The organism is Pedobacter caeni (genome assembly GCF_900129215.1).
Lineage (GTDB): Bacteria > Bacteroidota > Bacteroidia > Sphingobacteriales > Sphingobacteriaceae > Pedobacter > Pedobacter caeni.
The window spans coordinates 267,322-291,740 of record NZ_FQUQ01000007.1; the positions used below are offsets into that span (position 1 = coordinate 267,322).

Annotated in this window: 23 protein-coding genes; 10 read left to right on the forward strand and 13 right to left on the reverse strand. The window is 41.7% G+C overall.

The genetic code is table 11. The features are described 5' to 3' along the window. The gene (locus tag BUC20_RS30115; RefSeq protein ID WP_073237390.1) at positions 1-864 is read right to left on the reverse strand and encodes a TraB/GumN family protein; all 864 of its coding nucleotides are present in this window, start codon (positions 862-864) and stop codon (positions 1-3) included. A 239-nt stretch (positions 865-1,103) separates the two neighbouring features. Here BUC20_RS30115 and BUC20_RS30120 point away from each other — a divergent pair, with 239 nt between their 5' ends. Continuing rightward, positions 1,104-3,230, forward strand: a complete 2,127-nt coding sequence (locus BUC20_RS30120) for a M3 family metallopeptidase (protein ID WP_073237393.1) — start codon at positions 1,104-1,106, stop codon at positions 3,228-3,230. A gap of 113 nt (positions 3,231-3,343) precedes the next feature. Here BUC20_RS30120 and BUC20_RS30125 read toward each other — a convergent pair whose 3' ends face one another. Further along, on the reverse strand, positions 3,344-5,494 hold the full coding sequence (locus BUC20_RS30125) for a S9 family peptidase (protein WP_143166974.1): 2,151 nt from the start codon (positions 5,492-5,494) through the stop codon (positions 3,344-3,346). 86 nt (positions 5,495-5,580) lie between these two features. Here BUC20_RS30125 and BUC20_RS30130 point away from each other — a divergent pair, with 86 nt between their 5' ends. The 5 genes from BUC20_RS30130 to BUC20_RS30150 all read left to right on the forward strand — a co-directional run bounded on the left by BUC20_RS30130 (position 5,581) and on the right by BUC20_RS30150 (position 9,105). Beyond that, a complete protein-coding gene (locus BUC20_RS30130) occupies positions 5,581-6,165 on the forward strand; it encodes a TlpA family protein disulfide reductase (protein WP_073237410.1) in 585 nt (194 codons plus the stop codon). Positions 6,166-6,344: 179 nt separating this feature from the next. Further along, positions 6,345-6,740, forward strand: coding sequence for a hypothetical protein (locus BUC20_RS30135; RefSeq protein WP_073237666.1), 396 nt, complete (start codon positions 6,345-6,347; stop codon positions 6,738-6,740). A gap of 31 nt (positions 6,741-6,771) precedes the next feature. Beyond that, complete coding sequence (locus BUC20_RS30140) at positions 6,772-7,368, forward strand: penicillin-binding protein activator LpoB (protein ID WP_073237412.1); 597 nt, start codon at positions 6,772-6,774, stop codon at positions 7,366-7,368. Between the two features lie 25 nt (positions 7,369-7,393). Next, positions 7,394-8,830 (forward strand): COG3014 family protein, encoded by a 1,437-nt coding sequence (locus BUC20_RS30145; protein WP_073237414.1) that lies wholly within the window; start codon positions 7,394-7,396, stop codon positions 8,828-8,830. Between the two features lie 38 nt (positions 8,831-8,868). Next, positions 8,869-9,105 (forward strand): hypothetical protein, encoded by a 237-nt coding sequence (locus BUC20_RS30150; RefSeq protein ID WP_200801105.1) that lies wholly within the window; start codon positions 8,869-8,871, stop codon positions 9,103-9,105. Between the two features lie 3 nt (positions 9,106-9,108). Here the strand turns inward: BUC20_RS30150 and BUC20_RS30155 are convergent, their stop codons facing one another. The 9 genes from BUC20_RS30155 to ruvX all read right to left on the reverse strand — a co-directional run bounded on the left by BUC20_RS30155 (position 9,109) and on the right by ruvX (position 17,061). Continuing rightward, positions 9,109-10,647 carry a YifB family Mg chelatase-like AAA ATPase gene (locus BUC20_RS30155; protein ID WP_073237417.1) on the reverse strand — a complete coding sequence of 513 codons (1,539 nt, stop codon included), beginning with the start codon at positions 10,645-10,647 and terminating at the stop codon, positions 9,109-9,111. 116 nt (positions 10,648-10,763) lie between these two features. Beyond that, the gene (ffh, locus tag BUC20_RS30160; RefSeq protein WP_073237419.1) at positions 10,764-12,104 is read right to left on the reverse strand and encodes a signal recognition particle protein; all 1,341 of its coding nucleotides are present in this window, start codon (positions 12,102-12,104) and stop codon (positions 10,764-10,766) included. A gap of 84 nt (positions 12,105-12,188) precedes the next feature. After that, positions 12,189-13,184 (reverse strand): DUF3078 domain-containing protein, encoded by a 996-nt coding sequence (locus BUC20_RS30165; protein WP_073237421.1) that lies wholly within the window; start codon positions 13,182-13,184, stop codon positions 12,189-12,191. 71 nt (positions 13,185-13,255) lie between these two features. Continuing rightward, a complete protein-coding gene (locus BUC20_RS30170; RefSeq protein ID WP_234994626.1) occupies positions 13,256-13,591 on the reverse strand; it encodes a hypothetical protein in 336 nt (111 codons plus the stop codon). After that, on the reverse strand, positions 13,588-14,340 hold the full coding sequence (locus BUC20_RS30175) for a phosphoheptose isomerase family protein (RefSeq protein WP_073237425.1): 753 nt from the start codon (positions 14,338-14,340) through the stop codon (positions 13,588-13,590). Before BUC20_RS30175 ends, BUC20_RS30170 begins: the two co-directional genes overlap by 4 nt. A gap of 49 nt (positions 14,341-14,389) precedes the next feature. Continuing rightward, entirely contained in the window at positions 14,390-15,289 is a 900-nt protein-coding gene (locus BUC20_RS30180) for a glucosaminidase domain-containing protein (RefSeq protein ID WP_073237429.1), read from the reverse strand. Beyond that, on the reverse strand, positions 15,289-15,975 hold the full coding sequence (locus BUC20_RS30185; protein ID WP_073237432.1) for a glucosaminidase domain and LysM peptidoglycan-binding domain-containing protein: 687 nt from the start codon (positions 15,973-15,975) through the stop codon (positions 15,289-15,291). Before BUC20_RS30185 ends, BUC20_RS30180 begins: the two co-directional genes overlap by 1 nt. Positions 15,976-15,978: 3 nt before the next feature. Then, positions 15,979-16,614 (reverse strand): O-methyltransferase, encoded by a 636-nt coding sequence (locus tag BUC20_RS30190; protein WP_073237435.1) that lies wholly within the window; start codon positions 16,612-16,614, stop codon positions 15,979-15,981. A 30-nt stretch (positions 16,615-16,644) separates the two neighbouring features. Next, positions 16,645-17,061, reverse strand: coding sequence for a Holliday junction resolvase RuvX (gene ruvX, locus BUC20_RS30195; RefSeq protein ID WP_073237438.1), 417 nt, complete (start codon positions 17,059-17,061; stop codon positions 16,645-16,647). A 50-nt stretch (positions 17,062-17,111) separates the two neighbouring features. Here ruvX and BUC20_RS30200 point away from each other — a divergent pair, with 50 nt between their 5' ends. From BUC20_RS30200 to BUC20_RS30210, 3 genes are read left to right on the forward strand one after another with little or no spacing between them, the layout of a single operon-like run. After that, entirely contained in the window at positions 17,112-18,260 is a 1,149-nt protein-coding gene (locus BUC20_RS30200) for a DNA polymerase III subunit (protein ID WP_073237441.1), read from the forward strand. A gap of 2 nt (positions 18,261-18,262) precedes the next feature. Beyond that, complete coding sequence (locus tag BUC20_RS30205) at positions 18,263-19,702, forward strand: PSP1 domain-containing protein (protein ID WP_084529430.1); 1,440 nt, start codon at positions 18,263-18,265, stop codon at positions 19,700-19,702. Further along, on the forward strand, positions 19,695-20,174 hold the full coding sequence (locus tag BUC20_RS30210; RefSeq protein WP_073237447.1) for a gliding motility lipoprotein GldH: 480 nt from the start codon (positions 19,695-19,697) through the stop codon (positions 20,172-20,174). The genes BUC20_RS30205 and BUC20_RS30210 overlap by 8 nt, the downstream gene beginning before the upstream one ends. A gap of 10 nt (positions 20,175-20,184) precedes the next feature. Here BUC20_RS30210 and BUC20_RS34490 read toward each other — a convergent pair whose 3' ends face one another. Both BUC20_RS34490 and BUC20_RS30220 read right to left on the reverse strand, forming a co-directional pair. After that, positions 20,185-20,370 (reverse strand): DUF6266 family protein, encoded by a 186-nt coding sequence (locus tag BUC20_RS34490; protein WP_073237449.1) that lies wholly within the window; start codon positions 20,368-20,370, stop codon positions 20,185-20,187. A 130-nt stretch (positions 20,371-20,500) separates the two neighbouring features. Then, positions 20,501-21,802, reverse strand: a complete 1,302-nt coding sequence (locus BUC20_RS30220) for a UDP-N-acetylmuramoyl-tripeptide--D-alanyl-D-alanine ligase (RefSeq protein ID WP_073237452.1) — start codon at positions 21,800-21,802, stop codon at positions 20,501-20,503. Positions 21,803-21,891: 89 nt separating this feature from the next. Between BUC20_RS30220 and BUC20_RS30225 the strand changes: the two genes are divergently transcribed. Then, positions 21,892-24,375, forward strand: a complete 2,484-nt coding sequence (locus BUC20_RS30225; protein ID WP_073237455.1) for a M14 metallopeptidase family protein — start codon at positions 21,892-21,894, stop codon at positions 24,373-24,375. Positions 24,376-24,419 lie beyond the last annotated feature (44 nt).

Genomic DNA, 24,419 nt, shown 5'->3' on the forward strand with positions numbered 1-24,419 from the left:
CTAGTTCATTACAGGTTTAACCGTGTATCCCTTTGCTTTTAATAGCTCCAATATTCCTTTTTTACCTGGTAAGTGCGCTGCGCCAACGGCGAAGAAAGCCGATTGTTTTTTCATCATTTCGGGCATTTTTTGTACCCAATTATTATTTCTTACCTCCAGGAGCCACTTGTCAGTGGCTTCACTGCTGAATTTTTTATGGTTCATTTCTGCCCCCACTTTAGTGATGTTTTCTTCTTTATAGGCAGCGATAACGGCACTGAGCATGGCTTTGTACTCGTCAAACTGACTGATGTGAGTTACGATTACGGAGTCAGGGAAAGCTTTTCCTACATAATCCATTTGTGCTTTTGTGGTTTCTAATCCTCCTGTGCTCATGTTCTTCTGCTTTGCTAATTTAATAAAATCCATTTCATAAGATTTAGGGGTGCTGCAGGGTAAGGTTTTCGAAATAGCGATGGAATAAACTGTAGAGAGACTGTATTGATCCAATGCCTTTAGGGGGATTTTTGTTTTGAGCTTTAAAATGGAATCGACTGTATTGTATTGACCGGGACTCAATGTTTTGCTCAGCAAGGTTCCCGTGTTGCCTGCTTTTTGAAGCGCTGCCATTTCATTTGGATCGTTGTAATCAATTTCCAAAATCAGTTTTTCTGTTTGATCAAAAGTTCTCGTTATTTTTTCAGGCATTCTAAAATCGTTTTCGCAGATCATATGAATTGTTCCGTAAATATAGGACGGCTTGGCCAGGCCTTTGCCTGTTATTTCCCAAAGCAAGGAGTTTTCCAAAGGTTTCTTTTGAGCGTTTACGCTGTTGCTAAAAGTCGTAGCCAGTAAGAGGGTAGTTAGCGTTAATATCGTTTTCATGTTTAGGTTGGGTTTAATCTTTTTTATATTCAATTAGTATCAGCTCTTCTAATTCGTTACAGTATTTTTTAATCTTTTCAGTGAAAGGCTGATAAGGCGCTTATTTGGCGTTTAAATGCGGTTTTTCGATATTGTTGCAACAATGATACTTTTATTCATGAGTTGAGCTGAGCTAAAGAATTATCTTTGCAGCAGCTCATCTGAGCAGAAGTTTACGGAATCAATACTCATCTGAAGAAATGAAATTAAAGAAAGGAATCCCATCAATGATCTTAGTTTGCGGAATGCTGCTGATTACTGATAAGACGGTAATGGGCCAGAATACGAATCCATTTATGGAAGAGTACAATACTCCTTATGGAGTCCCGCCATTTGATAAAATTAAGACTGACCATTTTGTTCCCGCTTTTCAGGAAGGAATGAAGCAGCAACAGCTGGCAGTAACTGCAATTTACAGACAGCGCTCCTTACCGACCTTTGGAAATACCATTGAAGCGTTGGAAGGAAGCGGGAAATTACTCAATAAGGTGAGTACCGTGTTTTTCAACCTGAGTTCAGCGAATACTTCAGCTGAACTGGAAGCCATATCGAAACAAATGGCGCCGGAGTTGTCCAAACATAACGACGACATTTACCTGAACGCAGATTTGTTTAAAAGAGTGAAGGCTGTATATGACAAGAGTGCCGGATTAAAGCTCAATGTGGAGCAAAAAAGGTTACTGGAAAAAACCTATAAAAGTTTTGTGCGTAGTGGGGCGAATCTGACCGAAGCACAGCAGCTCAAAATGAGAGCAATTAATAAAGAATTTTCTCTGCTCACTTTAAACTTTGGACAACATCTTTTGGCCGAAGTGAATGGCTTTGAGCTCCTGATCGATAAACAAGCTGATCTTTCCGGACTACCGGAATCCGTAAAAGCTGCTGCGGCCCAATCTGCCAGACAAGCGGGAAAAGAAGGGAAATGGCGGTTTACGTTGCATACCCCAAGCGTAATGCCCTTTTTACAATATTCGGAAAACCGTGCATTGAGAGAAAAGATCTATAACGCTTATATCAACCGTGGCAATAACAATGATGCCAACGACAATAAAAAGATCATTTCAAGAATGGTGGCTTTGCGCGCCGAGAAGGCCAGCCTTTTAGGCTATAACAGTCATGCTGACTTTGTATTGGAAGAAAGCATGGCGAAATCTCCAAAAGAGGCTTACGACCTGTTAAACGGACTTTGGGATGCGGCCTTGCCAGTAGCCAAGCAAGAGGCTACTGACATGCAGAAAATGATGGATAAAGAAGGGCGGAATGAAAAGCTGGAAGCCTGGGACTGGTCTCATTATGCAGATAAAGTGCGTAAAGAAAGATACAATTATGACGCAGAGGAATTAAGGCCGTATTTTAAGCTGGACAATGTGAGGGAAGGCTTTTTTAAAGTGACGAACAGGTTGTACGGCATCACTTTTACTGCACTTAAAGATGTTCCGGTTTACCATCAGGATGTAACGGCTTACCAGGTGAAGGAAGCTGATGGCACGCATATCGGTGTCATCTATATGGACTTCTTTACGCGTGCATCTAAACGTGGTGGTGCCTGGATGACCTCTTATGCGACGCAGTCTTATCAGGATGGCAAGCGGGTTCCCCCTGTTGTTTCCATTGTCTGCAATTTTTCCGGGCCCAATGGCGATGAACCAGCGCTGTTTACAGGAGACGAGGTTACGACATTCTATCATGAAATGGGGCATGCCCTTCATGGGTTATTGTCTAATGTAAAATACAGAAGCCTTGCTGGAACTTCAGTTCCCCGCGATTTTGTAGAATTACCTTCACAGGTGATGGAGCATTTTGCCTTTGAGCCTGAAGTACTTCAGTTTTATGCAAAACACTATAAAACGGGTGCTATTGTTCCTCAGGAGCTGATCACAAAGATGAAAAATGCCGGGAAGTTCAATCAGGGCTTTGAAACGGTAGAATACCTTGCAGCTTCCCTGCTTGATATGGGTTTTCATACCATTCCGGTTGGAAAAGAAATAGATGCGATAAAATTTGAAACTGCAGAAATGAACAAGTATGGTCTGATTAGTCAGATTGCACCCCGTTACAGAAGCACCTATTTTCAGCACATCTTTGCTTCCGGTTATTCTGCTGGTTATTATAGTTATATCTGGTCTGCTGTATTGGACAGTGATGCTTTTGCTGCCTTTAAAGAAAGCGGAAATATCTTCGATCAGGGGGTCGCTAAATCTTTCCGTAAGCATGTACTTGAAAAAGGAGGGACAATTGAACCTATGGATCTTTACAAGGCTTTCAGAGGTAAAGAACCAGATATGAAACATTTGCTAAAAGACAGAGGTCTGGATAAAGCGCTTTAAAATTGTTGATTTTATAAGAAAAGGGAATGTTTCGTTTTTTTATCATAAAAATGCCCCCAAAAAGTGTCTGACTTTTTGGGGGCATTTCATTTTAGATATCTCCGGTTTTCTTTTTATTTGTTGATGCCTTCCAGTGCAAAGAGGAAGGCGTAGTTTAAAGCAACGTCTTTCAGGTAGTCAAATCGGCCTGAGGCGCCACCATGACCGAAGTCCATATCTGTTTTCAGCAAGAGGATGTTTTTATCTGTCTTGGTTGCCCTGAGTTTTGCCACCCATTTTGCCGGTTCAAAATACTGAACCTGACTATCATGAAGACCGGTTGTTACCAACATGTTCGGGTAAGCTTTCTTTTCTATGTTTTCGTATGGAGAGTAGCTCTTCATATAATCGTAAGCCGCCTTTTGTTTAGGATTTCCCCATTCATCAAATTCATTGGTGGTAAGCGGTATGCTTTCATCCAGCATGGTATTGATCACATCCACAAAAGGGACCTGTGCAATAATTCCATGCCACATTTCAGGAGCAATATTTATAATTGCACCCATAAGGAGGCCACCCGCGCTACCGCCTTGGGCATAAAGGTGTGCTTTTGATGTAAATTTCTGATCAATGAGGAATTGGCCACAATCAATAAAGTCTGTAAAAGTGTTTTTCTTTTTCATGAGCTTTCCATCTTCATACCACTGACGGCCCATCTCCTGTCCGCCTCGGATATGTGCAATCGCATATACAAAACCACGGTTTAAGAGGCTCAGCCTGCTGCTGTTAAATCCGGGATCAGTGCTAGAGCCATAGGAGCCATATGCGTAGAGCAGCAATGGGGCATTCCCATCCTTTTTAAGCCCTTTTTTATAGACCAGGGATATGGGAACCTTCGTGCCATCTTTTGCTGTCGCATAAAGCCTCTCTGATGTATAATCTTCTTTATTGTAACCACCAACGATTTCCTGTTGTTTCATCAGCTTTTTTGCCTTCGTATCCATGTTATAGTCATAGGTAGAGGAAGGAGTGGTCAATGATGCATAAATGTAACGGAGTGTTTTGCTGTTATAATCAGGATTAGCGCCCACCATTGCGGTATAAGTTGGTTCTTCAAAGGCGATATTATACTCTGGTCCGCCTATTGTTCGTACACGAAGTTGTGTAAGTCCGTTTTTACGTTCAGTAACGACCACATGAGTTTTGAATTCATCAACTCCCTCCAGTAAAACGTCCTGGCGGTGAGGAATAACCTCTTTCCAGTTTTCCATGCCGGTTTTATCCAGCGGGCATTCCATCAGACGGAAATTTTTAGCTTTCCAGTTGGTGAGGATCAAAAATTTGTCTTCCAATGGAAAGGCCTCATACAACATGTCTTTTTGTCTTGGTTGAAATGATTTAAAAGGCTGGTCCGGTGTACTGGCATCCAGCATTTTCAGTTCATTGGAAAGGGTGGCCTGAGAATAAATGAAAATGTATTTTCCTGATTTTGATTTTCCCACACCAATGTAGTTAGACTTGTCTTTCTCCTCATACACTGTTAGGTCTTGTTTGGGGTCGCTGTTCAACTGATGTTTCTTTATTTTTTCACTCAGCAAGGTAACTTCATTCTTAGAAGTGTAAAAAATAGTTTTATTGTCCAATGCCCAAACAGGATCGCCTTGTGTATTGGGGATCGCATCTTTGAACAAGGCTCCTGTTTCCAGGTTTTTGATGTGAATTACATATTGTCGTCTCGATACTTTGTCGACCCCATAAGCCATCATTTTATTGTCGGGGCTGATGGTGAACCCTCCTGCCTGGTAATATGGCAAGCCTTTAGCCTCTTCATCCATATCGAGCAGTATTTCTTCTTTTGCTTCCAGACTACCCTTTTTCCTGCAATATTTAGCATATTGTTTTCCTTCTTCAGTTCGGGTATAATAGAAATAACCATTTCTAAAAACGGGAACGGACTCATCTTTTTCTTTCACTCTGCCTTTCAGCTCTTTAAAGAGGTCTTCCTGTAGTGTTTTGGTTCCACTCATCATGGTGTCCAGATACTTGTTTTCTGCGGTCAGGTAGTCTACGACTTTGCTGCTGTCTTTTCCCTTTTTGAAATAATCGATCATCCAGTAGTAGTTGTCGGTTACCGTATCTCCGTGAAGGGTTCTGACGAAAGGGTTTACTGCTGCAACGGGTGCAGCCGCATCCGGCCATTTATAACTTTCCATTTTGTGCTCTTTGTTTGTGCAGGACAAAGCTACGCCGAGTAGCAGTAATCCTGGAGTAATTTTTTTTATCATACGCTGGTCAGGTAAAGTCTTGTTCTTCTGCAAATTAGAATTTATTCTTTAATTTGCGCTTGCTGCAGTGTAAAAAATTTAGTGAAATGAGAAAGATGTTCAAAAGGAGTAACGTAGTTAATGGGATATTCGTGATTTTGATTCTGGTGGTTCTTTTTGTTCCTTCAGCGAAAGCAGTCATGATTCAGGGCTTAATGGAGATCGGGCTTTTTAAGCCGGATACCAGTGCGGAGCCGAGAGGGTTATTGCCTGCCGAAGGTTTATCCGGTATCCGCTTTAAGGATGCCTCAGGAAAAGAGATTGATCTCGGTGATTTGAAAGGCAAGGTGGTCTTCCTGAATTTTTGGGCAACCTGGTGCCCGCCTTGTCTGGCTGAAATGCCTTCGGTAAACAAACTATACGAACAGTTTAAGGGAGATAAAGAGGTGGTTTTTATCCTCGTAGATGCAGACAGTGATTTTAAAAAAGCACAGAAATATATGGATAGAAAAGCATATGGGCTACCTGTTTATGCTGCGGCAAGCAGTATTCCGGAAAGTTTATTTGCAGGAGCATTGCCTACAACTGTTGTTTTTGATAAGGAGGGGCGTGTTTCTTACCACGGATCCGGGGCTGCAAATTATGCGAGCACAAAATTTATAGACTTTATCAGGAAATTAAAGGGGAATTGATTTAACATTTTTTAACTTTAAAATGGCAGAGATGAAACGGCAAGGTCATATCTTTGCATTAGAAATTGAGTAATTTTGCTTTGAGTTAAATACTTAAGAATGAACCGAGCATAATCTTAGTGCAATTATGGCATAGATTATGTAAGATCCATCTGACAGATAAAATAAAAAATACACAGATGAAACGGAATTTGATTATTGTCGCAAGTTGCATCGCAAGTCTAGTTTATTCGACGATTGGAAATGCACAAACTCCGGTACTGGTTGAAGATCAGAACCCAAGATATCAGGAAAGCAGGGCTAAGTATATAGAATTAGCCGACTCACTGACCCGTACTCAGGGCACTACTGTCCAGAATACTTACAAAGCATACGATTGGTACACCGCAAGGGAAGAACGCCGCAAACTACGCAGGGAAAGGAATTATAATAATAGCTGGTATAATCCTTACTATTATGGCAATTCTTTCTATTCTCCTATTGGTCTTTCTTTAGGATTCGGATATAGTAATTATGGCTATGGAAACCATGGTTATGGCAACTGGGGACATCACAGAGGGTGGAACCGCTGGTAAAAAACAACGTTAGAAATTTATATTTAAAAATATGCAGTTTAAAAAAATAATAACCCTTGCGGCTATTGCAGTTTCCGGAATGCTGATCATCAGTTCATGCTCCAGACAAGTTACACGTGTAAATACAGACGAAACAATTGACATCAGTGGAAACTGGAACAATAGTGATTCGAGACTTGTAGCACAGGAAATGACTCAAACGATTCTGACTGGAAAATGGTTGCCTGATCACCTGGAACGTAAACAAGGAAAGAAACCTGTGGTTGTAGTTGGTGTGGTGAACAATAAAAGTCATGAACACATCGATGCAGAAACCTTTGTTAAGGATGTAGAGCAGTCTTTCATTCAGAGTGCCCGTGTGAGATTGGTTCAGGGAGGTAAAAAAAGAGAAGAATTACGTGCAGAAAAAGCAGATCAGCAAGACAATGCTTCTGTATCTACGATGAAGAAATTCGGATTGGAAAACGGTGCTGATTATATCCTTCAGGGATCTATTAATTCCATTGTGGATTCACACAAAAGGAAAAAGGTCGTTTATTATCAGGTGAACCTGGAGCTGACCGATATTCAGACCAATGAAGTAGTTTGGATCGGAGATAAAAAGATTTCTAAATACGTTAAAAATTAGTCTGGCTTTTCAGGCTAAATGTAATATGGTTAATACGAGTAAGCATACTTTTAGAGCATCACTTCTTTTGGGGTTGATGCTCTTTCTTTTTAGCTGTTCCAGCTATAATGACATGATTGGGCCATATTATAAACAGGTTTCAACGGGTAATTATACTGAGGCGATTAAAGAGCTGGATAAAAACAGCTTATTGAAGAAGCCAAGGAACAAATTGCTTTTTCTGATGGAGAAAGGGAAGACGAGCCACTTGGTTGGGGATTATGAAAATAGTAACCGTTACTTTAATGAAGCCGATCAGCTCCTGGAAAACGGGATGGGCGGTGCAATGGATGCAGTGGTAGGAACGCTGGTAAACCCGATGAATCAGGTTTATAAAGGGGAAGATTTTGAAAAGTTCATGATTCATTATTATAAAGCTTTGAATTATGTTTACCTGAACCGTACTGAAGACGCAATAGTGGAAGCGAGAAGAATCAGTTTGCAATCTCAGGAGCAGGGAGATAAGTTCAATAATAAAGAGAACCGCTATTCCAAAGATGCTTTTTCTTTAATGCTCCAGGGATTAATCTATGAACACGACGGGGATGTAAACAATGCTTTTATTGCCTACCGTAATGCTGCTGAAGTCTATCTGAATAGCAAAGACCATACTTATTATGGAACTGCAATGCCGGAAGGTTTAAAGAAAGACCTGCTGAGAACTGCGGATGGAATGGGCTTTACCGCCGAGCTTCAGCGTTTTGAAGGGCTGTTTAACCTTAAATACACCAGAGAAAAAGCTCCTGAAGGCGGAGAACTGATCTTCTTTTGGGAAAATGGACTGGCTCCGGTTAAGCAACAGGAAGAATTCTTCTTTTCCCTGATTAAAGGGAGTGACGGAGGTTTATTTTTTACCAATGTTGGAGGGACAATTATCATCCCCTTTAACAATAGCTATGGAAACAGCAATGATTTCAATGCCAGCTCTATACAGAGTTTAAGGGCTACCTATCCAAAATATGTTGCCCGACCGCCTTTCTATAATACGGCTACCTTGAGTAACGGAACAAATACGGCAAATTTTGAGAAAGCTGAAGATATCAATGAACTTGCCTTTAAGACGCTCGATCAGCGTTTTCTAAAAGAGATGAGTAAGGTGCTCACACGTCTGGCGGTTAAGAAAGCGGCTGAATATGTGCTGAGGGAAAGCGCCAAAGGAACCGGGAAAAACGGGAAAGACAATTCACTTCTGGAAGGTCTTGGTCTGGGCGTACAGCTGTATAGTTTGCTCTCTGAAAAGGCTGATACCAGAAACTGGCAATCCTTACCTGCTCATATCAGTTATACCAGAATTCCGCTGCAAAAAGGAGCAAATACGATTACGCTTAACTTAAAGGGAGCAAACGGAAGTAACGAAACGAAAACAATAGAAGTAACCGGGACAGGAAAGCTGCAGTTTTATAATTACTCAACGTTGCGGTAGTTCGCGGTTAAAATTAATAAACCATACAATCAATAGATATGCAAGAGCCTTTTGACATTCAAATAGGAGACATTAGTTATGCTGTCTTTCCGGAAGGAAACGACACTTATGTGATTTTTAAAGAAGGTAAAGAATATACCCACATCCAGAAAGATACAGACCTTCAATGGCTGAAGCTTGATCCTGAGACTGCTCTTCCGCTATTTGAAGTTGACGAAGAGATCAATAATATAGGCAGGGAAATCCTGGCTTTTCAACCTGAAGAAGAGGAATAGACTTTATGAAGCCCAGCTGTCGCGGTCCAGGCTGCGATAGTGGATGGCTTCTGCCAGGTGCTCCGGTTCAATCTCCTTACTTTCTGCCAGATCGGCAATCGTTCTTGCTACTTTTAAAATGCGGTCGTAAGCCCTTGCTGATAAACCTAGTTTTTCCATAGCTTTCTTAATCAGTTCCCTCCCTTTTTTGTCTATAATACAGACCTTTCTGACCATATTCGGGCTCATTTGCGCATTACAATACAAATCCGCTTTCCCCAGAAACCGAACCGCCTGAATCGACCTTGCAGCAATTACCCTTTCCCTGATCTGCTCGCTTTTCTCTGTGATGCCTGAGGAGGAAAGTTCTTTAAAATTTACCGGAGTAACTTCTACATGAAGGTCTATTCTGTCAAGTAATGGGCCGGAAACTTTATTCAGGTACTTCTGTACCATACCAGGGCCGCAAATACATGCTTTTTCCGGATGGTTGTAAAAACCACAAGGGCAGGGGTTCATAGAGGCGATCAGCATGAAGCTTGCCGGATAAGTAACGCTGAGCCTGGCTCTGGAGATGATGATGTTCCGGTCTTCGAGGGGTTGACGCATCACTTCCAGCACACTTCTTTTGAATTCCGGCAGTTCGTCCAGAAAAAGTACCCCATTATGGGCAAGTGAAATTTCACCAGGCTGAGGTTGTGCTCCTCCTCCCACAAGCGCCATATCAGAAATAGTATGGTGAGGACAGCGATAGGGCCGCTCTGTCATGAGTGCATCCAGGGCATTGAGCTTTCCTGCCACTGAATGTATTTTAGTTGTTTCCAGCGCTTCCTGTAAGCTTAAAGGGGGCAGTATGGTTGGCAGTCTCTTAGCCAGCATTGTTTTTCCTGCTCCTGGTGGGCCAATCAGGAGCAGGTTGTGCCCTCCGGCAGCGGCAATTTCTAAAGCACGTTTGATGTTATTCTGTCCTTTTACATCAGAGAAATCATATTCATAACTATTCTGGTGCTGTATAAACGTATCTTCTGAGTTGACAAATACCCGTTGTGGTTTTTCCTGACCATTAAAGAAGGCAACGACCTCCATGAGGTTCGACATGCCGTAAACGATGAGTTCAGAAACAATGGCTGCTTCTCTGGAATTGTCTTTAGGAAGGATAAAACCTTTGAATCCTGCGGCTTTTGCCTGTATGGCAATGGGTAAGGCTCCCCTGATGGGCTGTAAGCCTCCATCTAAAGAAAGCTCTCCCATAATGAAATATGCTGCGGTTTCCTGACTTTCAATCTGACCTGATGCCGCGAGAATGGCAATAGCAATTGGAAGGTCATAGGCTGAGCCTTCTTTTCTGATGTCGGCAGGAGCCATATTGATGACAATTTTTTGCCTGGGCATTTTTAAACCTGCAGATTGAATTGCGCTTTCTATTCTCCGAAGGCTTTCCTTAATGGCATTGTCAGGGAGGCCCACAATATGGTATTTATTCCCGCCTCCAATGCTGACTTCAATCGTGATCGTTAAGGCATCGACACCAAAAACAGCGCTTCCATAGGTTTTTACCAGCATATACAAAAGGGTTTATGCCTAATCTATATCCAATTGCGATAACTTGGTAATTTTTTGGAAAATAAAAAAGCCCGGCTTTGAAAAACCGGGCCAGTATCCTATCCTGATGAAATGCCTTACATTCTTCCCTGAGGCATTTTAGGCATGTTTTTCATCATTTTTGCTGCTGCAGCAGGATTAGAGAATTGCTTCATTACTTTACGCATGTCTTCAAACTGTTTGATCAGCTTGGTCACATCCTCAATTTTATTTCCTGAACCTTTGGCAATCCTTGCACGTCTGCTTTGTTGAATGCTATCTGGATTTTCGCGTTCGTATTTCGTCATGGATTGAATGATGGCCTCTACATTTTTGAAGGCATCATCTTCGATCTCTACGTTTTTCATCATTTTGCTGACCCCCGGAATCATGCCCATCAGATCTTTCATGTTACCCATTTTCTTGATCTGCTGAATCTGGCTATAGAAATCGTTGAAATCGAATTTGTTCTTGCGGATTTTCTTTTGGAGCTCTGCTGCTTCTTTCTCATCGAACTGCTGCTGTGCACGCTCAACAAGGGAAACCACATCACCCATACCCAGGATACGTGAGGCCATCCTCTCAGGATAGAATACATCCAGGGCCTCCATTTTCTCACCGGTACCGATAAATTTGATCGGTTTGTTGACTACTGATTTAATCGATAGTGCAGCACCACCACGGGTATCACCATCCAGTTTGGTTAAAACCACCCCGGTAAAGTCTAACCTGTCGTTAAATGCTTTTGCTGTATTAACCGCATCCTGTCCGGTCATGGCATCAACAACAAACAGGATTTCGTGCGGTTTAGTATGTTCTTTTACGGCGGCGATTTCGTTCATCATTTCCTCGTCTATTGCTAAACGACCGGCCGTATCTATGATAATTACATTGTTGTGCTGTTTCTTTCCTTCTGCAATACCTTCCAATGCAATGGCAACTGGATCTTTAGATCCGATGTTGGCATAAACAGGAACTCCGATTTGCTCTCCTAAAATCTGTAACTGATCCACAGCTGCCGGACGGTAAACGTCGCCTGCCACCAATAAAGGTTTTTTGCCTTTACTTTTCAGGTAGTTGGCCAGTTTTCCTGTGAAAGTCGTTTTACCGGCACCATTCAGTCCGGCAATCAGTATGATTGTTGGGTTTGTTTTAAGGTCTAACTCTGTCACTTCACCACCCATTAAGGCAGTCAGCTCATCGTTCATTACTTTGGTCAGCAACTGACCCGGAGAAACAGCCGTAAGTACATTTAAGCCCAGCGCTTTTTCCTTTACCTCATCGGTGAAGCTTTTCGCTGTTTTGTAATTTACGTCGGCATCCAATAAAGCTTTACGGATTTCTTTCATGGTTTCTGCCACGTTGATCTCTGTAATACTGCCTTGTCCTTTTAAAACTTTAAATGCACGGTCTAGTTTATCCTGTAAATTTTCAAACATTTTCTTTAATGCTTAGTGTTCAATTTTTTGTAAAAGCCAAAGTTATTAATTTTGGCCGAATCAGATGGGAATATTTGTAAAGTATTAGCGTGGGAAGACAAACATCACGCCGAGTGCAAGTGTCTGACTCCCTTGTATACTTGGGTCGGTATCCTTGTCCATAAGCCCTATGCCACTTAAAGAGACATTCATGAGTCTGTTCAGCTTAGAAGTCAGCGTAACATCGAGACGATGGTCTATGTGAATCAATGGCCTGTCGTAAGGAATAAACATCTGATATCTTGCTTTCAAAGTGGTGTTCGTGAAAATTTCTTTTTCAAAATTGCTCACGATCTGGAAAGCGAGCTCGTTTCTGAAGGTCTTACCAGAGTCGACCCCAAATTTGGGGTTCTTATCTATAAATATGCTTTTATCTAATACAAAAGTCTGCTTTGCTGTACCTGTACCAATTCTTGTAGAAAAGTACTTGTTGGGCTTGTACTCAAAACCCATGGATTCTGTCAGATAACCCGGAGCCATAAAACCGGAAATTTGGGTAGGAATTTCAACGCCATCCTTCATGTCATACTTGAAACCTTTGTCAAACTGGGATTCAAAGTTTATGGACGCAAAGAAATACCAGTTTTTCGACATCTGTATTGCAGCCTTGTTATCCCAGAAAATCCTGTCCCTGGTTTTCTTTTGTAACTGGTCCTTATTTTTGACTTTCCCATATTCGAGAATGATCTCACTTACGTAGCTATAATTCTCTTTGCTGTATTCTGCTTTATAGTTGACCAATCCACCCACAGCAAGGGAATTTACTCCACCACCTTTCCAGTTATTTGAGAAAGTAGCCTGGTTTACATTGATTCCTATTGCAGTTTTTGTTTTCCAGTAATTCACTTTTGCATCGACAACGACAGGAGAAAGTGTTACCGGCCTGAAAATCAGGGTTCCTGTGCGGGAAGGTAAGGGACTACGTTTCAGTTTGATGTCTAAACCTTTAGTATCAATTGGAATGGTATCTACTTCCTGAGCAGACAAGGTGTTTATGGATACGACAAAAACCAATAAGAAGCTGGCATAAAAAATCTTCATTCCTACAAAGAAAAACAAAAATGTTGCTTATTAAAAGTTTAATAGCAAACTAATTGCAGAATGACAGGGAATTAGGCCTTTTGAGCCCGGTAGCTGAACCAGGAGAAGAACTTTCTGTGGGATAAATAGTTCAGGTTATTTTCGTTGGCATAGGCTTCTCTTTCGAACCGGATGTTAAAATAGGCCAGATAATGGTTTTTAAAACGAATCAGATTAATCAGATAATTCAAGGTATAGAGCAGGTAAAATGGAAGAATCAGCAATTCCAGCTGCTGGCGGAGGTGAATGCGTTCATGGTTGACCAGGGTCTTGTTTGCCTTTTGATGTTTGTTCTGTAAAATGATAAAGGGAAAGATGGCCATTGCATTGGCCGACAGACGGGGGTATATCAAAAAGAAAAACCTCAAAACTGGTCAATGGTTAGTTTCGGCAATTGCTGCAACCTGAAAGCTGCGGGATTTCGCTTATAACTGGCATAACTGTTTCTGACAAAGACGATAAAAGCATAATCGGAGGCAGTCAGGGCAAACTGATAGGTTGGACGGTATTGCTGCATAAAATCTGCTGTTTCAGAATCACTGATATGCAAGGTTCTTTTTACGTAATCCGGCTTAAAGCGGTAGTCAATGATCGCTTCTTTATAGTCTCTTTCGAGAATCTTCTGAAGGTGTCTTGCATTTTTTCCATCCCTGCTGAGGAGGTTGTAAATGGCATCAATGCCCAGCCCTGCACCACCCATACCGAGGTTGAGCAGGTCTTTAGCTTTTCCTTTATCCAAAGCGTATTTAAACTCTTTTAAAGACTTTTCATGACGCTCCCGGGGAGTCTGTTTATCACCGATAATGGCCACCTCTCTCAGGTTGATCCCCAGTGATTTCAATTGGAAATAGACTGCCTTCTGGCCTTTGTATACAATGGTGTCCAGCGCATAGCCCTGCAATACCGCGAATAAAGTATCCCCGACAGCAGCTTTTATGGCAAATTCGCCTTTTGGTGTATTGTAAATGCCCTCATCATTGGTGGAATTATAGATGTACACTTTTGCCAGACGGAGTTTGGATTCTTTGTCCACTACAAAGCCCTGTACGCCTGAATTCTGAGCGAAAAGTTTAAGGCTCAAAAAAGAACACAATAAGAGTAAACCTAAATACTTCATGAGCCTACAAAATTACAAGATATCTGTATCTGCAGATTAAATATTAACATTATTTAACTAAGACCAGCTTTTGTCCGATTTTGATCCCTTCTTCCGTAAGGTTATTTAACATTTTTATGTCTTCTATGCTGATGTTGAACCGCTTGGAAAGGTTATAAAGCGTATCCCCTTTTTGAACGGTGTATCCTTTTTCTGCAGGGGCAGCAGGGACTACAGAACCAATAACTGTTGGTTTTGCCGTTGCAGAAGTGTCTGTTGGTGTAGTGATCACCTGTTTTGAAGGTGGGGTTGCTACCGGGGTAAATTTTTTCTTTTCCTCAGGAATATTGGCATTGATCTCTGAAAAGATCTTATCCTCCCTTTTCAATTTTTCTTTTTCTGACTCAGATTGGTCATACTGATTCAGCTGATACTTTTCTATCATACTGATCAGCATTGTTGGATATCTTGGGTTGGTGGCGTAACCAGCCTGTTTTAATCCATAGGCCCAGTTTTTATAGTCGTTTTTATCCAATTCAAAGAGGAAGCTGTAACGTTTTCTTTTGAGAAAGGTAGAGTGGTCTTTGTACGATTCCCGCGCATCTTTATACACCCTGAAGCAATCATTACTTTGATCATCATCTTTATAATAAGCTTTCCCTTTCCATTCAGAGGTACATTTGATCCCGAAATGGTTGTTCGCATATTTGGCCAGGCTACTGTTTCCACTGCCGGATTCGATGATGCCTTGTGCAAGGGTAATACTTGCCGGAATTCCATACGCATTCATTTCCTCAATTGCTACCGCTTTGAAGGTTTCAATATAGTTTAATGTCGTGTAAGAAGGGATATTTGGATTTGCTTTATTTGCAGCTTTCTCTATTTCCTTATTGTTTCTGCTGTATTTTTTCGTCTTACAGGCAAAGAACAAAGGGATCATCAAGGCAAGGAGTAGTATTCTTCTGTTCATTATAGTTTAATTTTTTGTCCGGGTTTCAGGTTTGCATTCGTCAACCCGTTCTTTTTCATGATGGCTTTGGTCGTGGTGTGGTTCCGTTTTGCAATTTTACTCAAATTATCGCCAGTTCTAACAGTATATCTTTTTCCTGAAGCGCTGCTCCTGGATTTTTTTCTGGTTCTCGCAGGAGCAACAATAGGAGGTTCTTCATAATCGGCTGGTCTTTCATCATACTGATAAAGTTCATATTTACGGATGAGGCCAACTACCTGCGAAGACCAGGAGCGGCTCCTGGCATATCCTCCACGCTGTATTCCCCTGGCCCAGCCACGATAATCATATTGATCATATTTATCAAACAAGGGACTAAAGGTGGACCGGCTTTTGAGAAATTCGATAAAGTGATCATAAGATTCTTCTATCGTAGTGTAATCGCGGTAGGAAGAGCGGATTTCGGTGTTCGTATTCGGTCCTTTAACACCAAAATGGTTGTTCATATAACGGGCAATTTTGCTTTGTCCGGCTGCAGATTCATGAATGGCAACCGCCAGAATAATGCTTGCCGGAATGTGGTGTTCCCTCATGAGTTCCTGTGCATAAGAGACCCGCTCTGCAATATAATCGTCCGTACTCTGGGCCTGGGCAGCAAGACTTATAAAAGTGATACTGAGCCAAAACCACAATAGTTTTTTAATCATATTCTATTTTTTTCTGATGATAAACAAGCCATCCCTAACCGGAAGGATCATTTTTTCTACACGGTTGTCTGCCGCGATTTTATCATTAAATGTAGTAATATTTTTAGTGTCTTTATCTGGATTGGCCTGGAGGACTTTTCCGCTCCAGAGTACGTTATCGACGATGATGAGCCCGCCTGGCCTTACGCTGTCGAAAATAAGGTCGTAATAAGTGCCGTTGTTCTTTTTGTCTGCATCAATAAAAACCAGGTCAAACGTTTCCTGGAGTTCCTGGAGGGTTTTTGTGGCATCGCCAAGAAGGTATTTGATTTTCGCAGCATCCGGAGATTGAGCGAAATTGCGGCGGACCATTTCTTCCAGCTCTTCATTGATGTCCAATGTATAAATAATGCCTTTTTCGGTTAATCCTTCTGCCAGACAGATGGTTGCGTATCCGGTAAAGGTGCCGATTTCTAAAATCCGGTCCGGATTGATCATTTTGCTCAGCATGCTCAATACTCTTCCCTGGTAATGTCCGGAAAGCATTCTTGGCATGAGCACTTTCAGGTTGGTTTCCCTGTCTATCTTTTGGAGTAACTCCGTTTCCGGCTCACAATAATTGAGCAGCAATTGCTGCATGTCTTCATTAATCAGGCTCATAGTTATTTTTTAAGCATTCTTATCGTTGTTCTATAAACGGGGCTGTTCCATGAAATATTGCAGAATGATGGTGGCTGCAATGGTATCTACCCGATCTTTATTCTGGCGGTCCTGTTTTTTTAAACCACTCTGCATGATGGCTTGATGGGCCAGCTTAGAGGTAAAACGCTCGTCTATCCAGAACTGAGGGATGTCGGGGAAGTTTCTTCTTAAGATTTTAGCGAATCCTTTCACATGCTGAGCAGAATCGGATGGGGAGCCATCCATTTGTTTGGGATCTCCGATTACGAAGGCTTCGACCTGCTCGGTTAAAAAATACTTCTTCAGGTATTCGATGATATCTTTGGGATGTATGGTGTCCAGTCCTGTGGCAATAATTTGCAAAGGGTCTGTTACGGCGATTCCGATCCGCTTGGTTCCATAATCAAAAGCTAGAATTCTAGGCATAAATGCAAATATGCAAATCAATAATCTAAAAAATTGTTATTTTGCACCAAATGCAATTTAAAGACATCATAGGGCAGGAACAGATTAAGGCGCAACTGGTACAAACAGTTGCCGAAAACAGGGTGAGTCATGCTCAATTGTTTTTATCAAGCGAAGGGAGTGGTGCTTTGCCTATGGCCATCGCCTATGCGCAATACATCAACTGCCTTGATAAGCAGGTTGATGATAGCTGTGGTGTCTGTTCGTCTTGCCGGAAATACGAACGGTATATTCATCCGGATCTGCATTTTTCTTATCCTTTTTTCGCTTCAAAAGATGCCCGTATCGCTGTTGATGTATTGGACGAATGGCGGAGCATGTTGCAGGAAGATGTTTATTTTGATATGGACATCTGGCGTTCTAAGTTGAATGCGGAGAATAAACAAGCCAATATCAACATTGCAGAATGTCATGATATTATAAAAAAATTAAGCTATAAAGCTTTTGAAGCAGAGACGAAAGTGCTCATCATGTGGCTTCCTGAATACCTGGATAAAGAAGGGAACTCTTTGTTAAAGATCATCGAAGAACCACCTAAAAACACCTTATTTCTATTGGTCGCCAATAACCAGGAGCAGATCTTATCAACACTGTTGTCCCGGACCCAGATCGTTAAAATTCCTAAGCTTTCTCATGCAACGATTGAGCAGTACCTGATGGAAAAACATGGTATGCCGGAAGAGCGGGCTACAGAATATAGCTTTCTGGCCGATGGAAATCTGATCGAAGCGAAACTGTTGGTGGCAAATACGCAAAATGAAAATGCCGATAAATTTGCGGAATGGTTAAGGATGGGTTATGGCAACCGGGTATTGGACCTGACCGTTTTTGTAGACCAGGCCGCGGGATGGGGAAGAGAAAATCAAAAGAATTTTTTAAAATACGGAATTAACTTTTTAAGAGAATGTAGTCTCTTGCTGAGCGGTGCCGAAGAACTGGTGAAACTGCCTGCAAGAACCTTAGACACGGCAAAAAAGCTAAGTAACCATGTGCTCGACCTGGGGATGGCAGAAGCGATTATTGAGGAGTTGGAACGTGCCCATTACCATATCGAAAGAAACGCAAACCCTAAAATTCTGTTTTTAGATGTATCTTTACAATTGGTAAAAATAATTAAGTTTAAAACGTTCCCGAAAGGGACTCAATATATATACAATTAAATATGGGATGTGGAAGTTGTTCTACAGGTGGCGGTTGCGCCCCCTCGGGCTGCAAAAGTAATGGCTCATGCCTTACCGGAGGCTGTCAGAAATTAGAAGTTTACGATTGGCTGTCGAATTTAGATATGCCCTCAAATTATATACCTTTTCAAGTAGTAGAAGTTAAATTTAAAGGCGCCAGGAAGGAATTTTTCCTGAACAATGAGAATATTTATCTTGAAATTGGAGAGTTGGTGGCCGTTGAAGGACCTACCGGCGGTTACGATATAGGCCATATTTCCCTGACAGGAGAACTGGTTCGTATGCAGATGAAACGCCGGAAGACACCTATCGATCAGGTGACCCGTAAAATTTACAGAAAAGCTACAGAAGCTGATGTAGAGAAATGGAAAATCGCTAAAGGACTGGAATGGGAAACCATGCATAAAGCCAGAACACTGGCTTTAGACCTTCGCTTGTCGATGAAAATCAGTGATGTGGATTATCAGGGTGATAAAACCAAAGCGACTTTCTTTTACACTGCTGAAGGCCGTGTGGATTTCCGGGAACTGATCAAGAAGATGGCAGAAACTTTCCGCATCAGGATTGAAATGCGTCAGATTGGAATGAGGCAGGAAGCGGGCAGACTTGGCGGAATCGGTTCTTGTGGCCGTGAGCTGTGCTGTTCTACCTGGTTGACGAACTTTAAAACGGTGTCTACAGCTGCAGCAAGGTATCAGAACTTATCGTTAAATACTTTAAAACTTGCCGGACAATGCGGAAAGTTGAAATGTTGCTTAAACTACGAGCTGGATACTTACCTCGATGCTTTAAAGGACATCCCTGACCGTGTAGAGAACCTGCAGACGGAAATCGGCGTTGCCCGTCACCAGAAAACAGATATTTTTAAGAAATTAATGTGGTTTAGTTATCCGAATATGGAAGACTGGATTCCTCTAAAAGTGGACCGTGTAAAAGAAATCATGGCCATGAATAAGAAGGGATTAAAACCAAATAACCTGAAAGAGGAAGCAGTAGAACTGGTCCCTACAACAGTGATTGAGAAGACACCGGATTATGAAAATGTGGTTGGACAGGACAGCTTAACGCGCCTGGACGATAAGCCTAAAAATAAAGGAAACCGCAACAATAACAATAAGCCGGGGGGGAACCGTAACGGGGAACCAAGAAATAACAACAATGCGAACAGAACTGAAAGACCGGCTAAACCGGGACAACAGGGAAGGGGCCGTCCGGAAGGAAATAAGAATCCGGGAGCTGGTCAGACTACACCTAAAGGACAACCTAAGGCGCAACCTGCTACTACAGAAGCTCAGCCTAAAGCACAGAATCCTGCAGCAGCGGCTCCGGCCGATGGTACCGCTCCAAAACCGAGCAGGAACAACAGGAACAGAAATAACAACCGTAGAAAAAAACCAACGGATAAGCCTAAAAATGAATAATTTCAAAGCATTTCTATTGCTTTCTATTGGTATCACAATCACTCTTTTTAGTGGTTGTGATACCAATAATGTAATTGATAATAACATTTCTATGCCCTCCAGAAACTGGAGTTATGCCAATAAGGTAAAGGCTGTGGTCGACATTACAGATGCCGGCAAAACCTACAATGTTTATTTTAAGCTACGTCATACTGCAGATTATGGGTATTCCAATATTTTTGTCTTGTTTCATTTACGTGAAAGCGGACAAAAGAAGCAAAGCAGACGTTATGAGTACCGTCTTGCACAGCCTGACGGGCAATGGAATGGCTCAGGCTCCAGCAATTTGTATACCTATACTTTGCCACTATTAACCAATTATAAGTTTCCCAAAGCGGGAAAATATGAGTTGGAAATAGAACAAAATATGCGGGATAACCCGCTGAAAGAAATCAGTGATGCAGGAATTAAGGTCTCTGCATTATCAAAATAATCCCTTTAAATTACTGTTTGCCCCAAATAGGCATATGGGATTGTCTGGATCTGTCTGCGGACACAAAAGCAATATACACTTCGTATCTTAGTCCTTTTTCTGTCGGTACATGAAGAAGATCGTTTCCGGTTTTTCTGAACTGGCCTGTAATGGTATGGTAAGCCTGTTTGTTAGTTACATTATAGGCCAAAAGCATGGCCTAAATAAATGACTCCGAAACAGTTTTCTGGCTGCTCCAACCAGGACTTTGTCTGAAATTATGACGCTCTTTGCAGCAGGTACGGCATGGATTTGAAAAGAAACCTCTGGCAGGCACCGAAGAATCTTTAAAGATAAGGAAGCAACCGCTCCAGGGCCATCCCCCTGGATCCTTTTAGTAAGATCAGGCTGTCACTTAGCAGCTCCTTTTCAAGAAAAGCCTGTGCTTCTGCTGGTGTATGGAAAAAATGACCCCTGTGCTGTTTTTTGGCCTCGTAGAAGTCTTTCCCTATAAAAATAAGGGTTTCTACATTTGTTTTCTCTGCTTCGGAAACGATGAGCCGGTGTTGTTCCGGAGATTCCTTTCCAAGTTCAAACATATCTCCGATGATGGCTACTTTTCTGCTTGCACTAAGGGTATTTATATTGGCCAGTGCTGCGGTCATACTGCTTGGGTTTGCATTGTAAAAATCACATATAACAGTGTTTCTCTCGGTTTTTGTCAGCTGTGAACGATTGTTTTTCGGCTGATAACCTGATAATCCTTTATTGATTTGGTCTGGACTAAGGTCAAAAAACTCAGCAAGGGATATCGCAGCGAGGATATTTTCAAAATTATAGGATCCGGTCAGGTTCGTACTGGTCTGATGATCTCCCTGTTTGTCTGTCCACCGGAGCTCGAGAAAAGGGTCTGTTTTTAGCAGCGATCCTGATACCGTGTTGCCCGGCTCTGTTCCATAATAAATCACATTGTTTAACCCTGCAGCAGTCATCATTTCCATCAGGAACGGGTTACTTCTGTTTACGAATGCGATGCCTTCATTTGCTTTGAGATAGGCATATAATTCTGCCTTTCCTTTTTTTACCCCTTCAAACCCTCCGAAACCATCTAAATGAGCCATACCAATGTTGGAGATCAATCCATGAGTAGGTTGTGCAATCCCGCAAAGGAGTTCGATTTCTTTCTGATGATTCGCCCCCATCTCAATGACTGCAATTTCAATATCGGGTTTGATGGAAAGCAGGGAGAGTGGAACGCCGATGTGGTTATTCAGGTTTCCTTTGGTGGCAAAAGTTTTATATTTCTCAGAAAGGACCGCATTGATCAGTTCTTTTGTTGTTGTTTTTCCGTTACTGCCTGTTAAACCGATTACAGGGATGTTCAATTTGGAGCGGTGGTGTCTGGCCAGATCTTGCAGGGCCGTCAATACGTCCGGTACAAGGATACAGTGGTCATCACTTAAATAATCAGGATTGTCAATGATCGCATAAGCAGCTCCACTGGCTAAAGCATTTGCTGCAAAGGAGTTTGCATCAAAATTCTCGCCCTTTAAGGCGAAGAAAAGACAGTCTTTAGTAATGCTCCTTGTATCGGTGCATATCGTCGGGTAATTTAAGAAATGTTGATACAGGGAATCGATGGTTGACATGTGTATAAATCTAAATGATATGGTAAAATTACACTATGAAAGAGAAACAAAAAATATTCTTTAGTATTTTGGAGTCTTAATTCCTGATTATGAAGTATTTTTTGCTCTCTTTTATCTGCTTGTTTCTTGTTGGAAAGTCTGCTGAAGCTCAAATTAAGTCGCCTGACGACTTCCTGGGGTATAGTTTGGGAAGTCGTTTTACGCCTCATTACAAAGTATTAGAATACTTTAAATATATCGGAGGGGCCAATAAAAACGTCAGAATTCAGAAATACGGCAAGACTTACGAGGGGCGGGAGCTTTTAGTGGCGATTATCTCTGCCAAGGAGAACCTGGATAATCTTGATGCGATCAGGAAGCACAGTGTGAGCATGAGTAATGCGGAAAAAGGGATTTCGAAATCAAAGCAGCCTGCAATACTCTGGTTGAGTTATAATGTGCATGGAAATGAAGCCAGTTCTACAGAGACGGCGTTAAAAATGCTGTTTACATTGACTGATAGTAAAGCCGCAAATATTCAGAACTGGTTAAAAAATACGGTAGTGATTATTGATCCCTGCTTAAATCCGGATGGGAGAGATCGTTATGTAAATTTCTTTAGTGCTGCAACGGGTTTTCAGCCCAATTCAAATCCTATGTCAAGGGAGCATATTGAACCCTGGCCAGGTGGCCGCTCAAATCACTATTATTTTGACCTGAACAGGGATTGGGCCTGGCAGTCTCAGGTTGAAACCCAACAGCGTTTGGTACTGTACCACGAATGGATGCCTCAGGTGCATGTTGATTTTCATGAACAAAGTTATAATGAGCCTTATTATTTTGCACCTGCAGCAGAACCGATTCATCAGGACATCACGCCCTGGCAACGTAGTTTTCAGGTCACTGTAGGCAAGAACAATGCAAAGTATTTTGATCAGAATGGCTGGCAGTATTTTACCAAAGAACAGTTTGATTTATTATATCCTTCCTATGGAGATACTTATCCACTGTATAATGGTGCAATAGGGATGACTTATGAGCAAGGGGGAATTGGCGCCGGCTTGTCGGTTGTTACCCTTGATAAAGATACGCTGACCCTAAAAGACCGGATAGACCATCATTTTACAAGTGGTATGGCAACACTGGAAGCAGTTTCACTGCATGCTGATCAGCTTGTTGATGAGTTTAAAAAATATTTTGAAAATGGAGTAGCGTCTCCTCCGGGGCCTTATAAAACCTATGTAATTAAGGCTCAGAATAAAAGCAGACTGAAGCGTCTGGTTAGTCTTTTGAAGAAGAACGACATAGAATATGCTTTTGGGCTTGATCGGTCTTTAAACGGATATAGTTTTGAGACGCAAAAGACCGAAAGTTTCAAAGTAGAGCGAAATGATCTGGTGGTTAACCTTCAGCAGGCGAAAGCTGTGCTTGCGAATGTTTTGCTGGAACCGCAGACCTCTGTGAGTGATTCAAATACTTATGATATCACAGCATGGGCATTGCCTTATGCTTATGGGCTACCAGCTTATGGAACCTCCGAATCTGTAAGGGGTAAATATCAGACTATGGAAGAGGTAAAGGATGTTTTTCCGATAGTTACGAAACCTTATGCCTGGATTTTTCCATGGAATGCTATTGAAGATGCACAGGTTTTGATTGCCCTGCAAAAAGAAAACATAAAGGTCAGGATTGCAGAGGAAGCGTTTACATTAGGGACACGTAACTTTTCTGTAGGCTCGTTGCTGGTTTACAGAACGGAGAATGAAAAAGGAATACCTGATTTACAAGCTAAAATTTCTGGAATAGAGCGGAGGTTAAAGATGGCCTTTTACCCGGCTTCAGGTGGTTTTGTAGATAAGGGGAAAGATTTTGGATCATCCTCTTACAGGGTTCTGAATACACCAAAGGTAGCGGTTGTTGCAGGGCCTGAAAGCTCTTCTCAGGGTGTAGGCGAGATCTGGCACTTTTTTGAACAGGAGCTAAATTATCCTGTTAGTTTAATTGGTGCTAAGAATATGAATAATCTTGATATCAATAAGATCAACGTTTTAATCTTACCAGATGGGTCTTATGGAGATGAAGTGGCTGGTAATCTGGAAGATTGGTTAAAGCTTGGAGGAAAGTTGATTCTTTTTGAAGATGCCATTCTAAATGTGAATGAGGCAAAACCCTTTGAAATCAAAAGGAAGGAATTTCCGAAAGAAGATCAGATGGGTAGCCATGCAGGAGCATATGCAAACAGGAAGTCCGGAGATTTATCTGAAGCGATTCCGGGAGCGATCTTTAAAGTTCATTTAGATCATTCCCATCCACTTTCTGCTGGGTTGGGGACTCATTATTATGCACTGAAAACTGATGATAAGATTTATGAAAATCTGACTAAAGGATGGAGTGTAGGTGTTTTAAAAACAGATAGTTACACTGCAGGAGTAGCGGGAAAAAAGGTGCTGAAAAAACTAAGTTCAGGAATGGTGTTCGGTGTGCAATCCATTGGGAAAGGTGCGGTGGTTTACCTGGGAAGTGATGTTCTTTTCCGCTCCTTTTGGGAAAATGGCAAACAATTGTTTTTGAATGCTGTTTTTCTTGTTGATTAATATAATTTCATCATTACTTCATAATATCGCTGTTTATTCTATAA

Excerpts from the sequence above, each read along its gene's own strand:
- BUC20_RS30190 (WP_073237435.1), bottom strand. The coding sequence starts at position 16,614 with ATGAGCCTGATTAATGAAGACATGCAGCAATTGCTGCTCAATTATTGT.
- BUC20_RS30175 (WP_073237425.1), bottom strand. The coding sequence starts at position 14,340 with ATGAAGTATTTAGGTTTACTCTTATTGTGTTCTTTTTTGAGCCTTAAA.
- BUC20_RS30180 (WP_073237429.1), bottom strand. The coding sequence starts at position 15,289 with ATGAACAGAAGAATACTACTCCTTGCCTTGATGATCCCTTTGTTCTTT.
- BUC20_RS30150 (WP_200801105.1), top strand. The coding sequence starts at position 8,869 with ATGCAAGAGCCTTTTGACATTCAAATAGGAGACATTAGTTATGCTGTC.
- BUC20_RS30130 (WP_073237410.1), top strand. The coding sequence starts at position 5,581 with ATGAGAAAGATGTTCAAAAGGAGTAACGTAGTTAATGGGATATTCGTG.
- ruvX (WP_073237438.1), bottom strand. The coding sequence starts at position 17,061 with ATGCCTAGAATTCTAGCTTTTGATTATGGAACCAAGCGGATCGGAATC.
- BUC20_RS30200 (WP_073237441.1), top strand. The coding sequence starts at position 17,112 with ATGCAATTTAAAGACATCATAGGGCAGGAACAGATTAAGGCGCAACTG.
- BUC20_RS30135 (WP_073237666.1), top strand. The coding sequence starts at position 6,345 with ATGAAACGGAATTTGATTATTGTCGCAAGTTGCATCGCAAGTCTAGTT.
- ffh (WP_073237419.1), bottom strand. The coding sequence starts at position 12,104 with ATGTTTGAAAATTTACAGGATAAACTAGACCGTGCATTTAAAGTTTTA.
- BUC20_RS30220 (WP_073237452.1), bottom strand. The coding sequence starts at position 21,802 with ATGTCAACCATCGATTCCCTGTATCAACATTTCTTAAATTACCCGACG.
- BUC20_RS30145 (WP_073237414.1), top strand. The coding sequence starts at position 7,394 with ATGGTTAATACGAGTAAGCATACTTTTAGAGCATCACTTCTTTTGGGG.
- BUC20_RS30225 (WP_073237455.1), top strand. The coding sequence starts at position 21,892 with ATGAAGTATTTTTTGCTCTCTTTTATCTGCTTGTTTCTTGTTGGAAAG.
- BUC20_RS30140 (WP_073237412.1), top strand. The coding sequence starts at position 6,772 with ATGCAGTTTAAAAAAATAATAACCCTTGCGGCTATTGCAGTTTCCGGA.
- BUC20_RS30165 (WP_073237421.1), bottom strand. The coding sequence starts at position 13,184 with ATGAAGATTTTTTATGCCAGCTTCTTATTGGTTTTTGTCGTATCCATA.
- BUC20_RS30155 (WP_073237417.1), bottom strand. The coding sequence starts at position 10,647 with ATGCTGGTAAAAACCTATGGAAGCGCTGTTTTTGGTGTCGATGCCTTA.
- BUC20_RS30205 (WP_084529430.1), top strand. The coding sequence starts at position 18,263 with ATGGGATGTGGAAGTTGTTCTACAGGTGGCGGTTGCGCCCCCTCGGGC.
- BUC20_RS30115 (WP_073237390.1), bottom strand. The coding sequence starts at position 864 with ATGAAAACGATATTAACGCTAACTACCCTCTTACTGGCTACGACTTTT.
- BUC20_RS30125 (WP_143166974.1), bottom strand. The coding sequence starts at position 5,494 with ATGATAAAAAAAATTACTCCAGGATTACTGCTACTCGGCGTAGCTTTG.
- BUC20_RS30120 (WP_073237393.1), top strand. The coding sequence starts at position 1,104 with ATGAAATTAAAGAAAGGAATCCCATCAATGATCTTAGTTTGCGGAATG.
- BUC20_RS34490 (WP_073237449.1), bottom strand. The coding sequence starts at position 20,370 with ATGCTTTTGGCCTATAATGTAACTAACAAACAGGCTTACCATACCATT.
- BUC20_RS30210 (WP_073237447.1), top strand. The coding sequence starts at position 19,695 with ATGAATAATTTCAAAGCATTTCTATTGCTTTCTATTGGTATCACAATC.
- BUC20_RS30185 (WP_073237432.1), bottom strand. The coding sequence starts at position 15,975 with ATGATTAAAAAACTATTGTGGTTTTGGCTCAGTATCACTTTTATAAGT.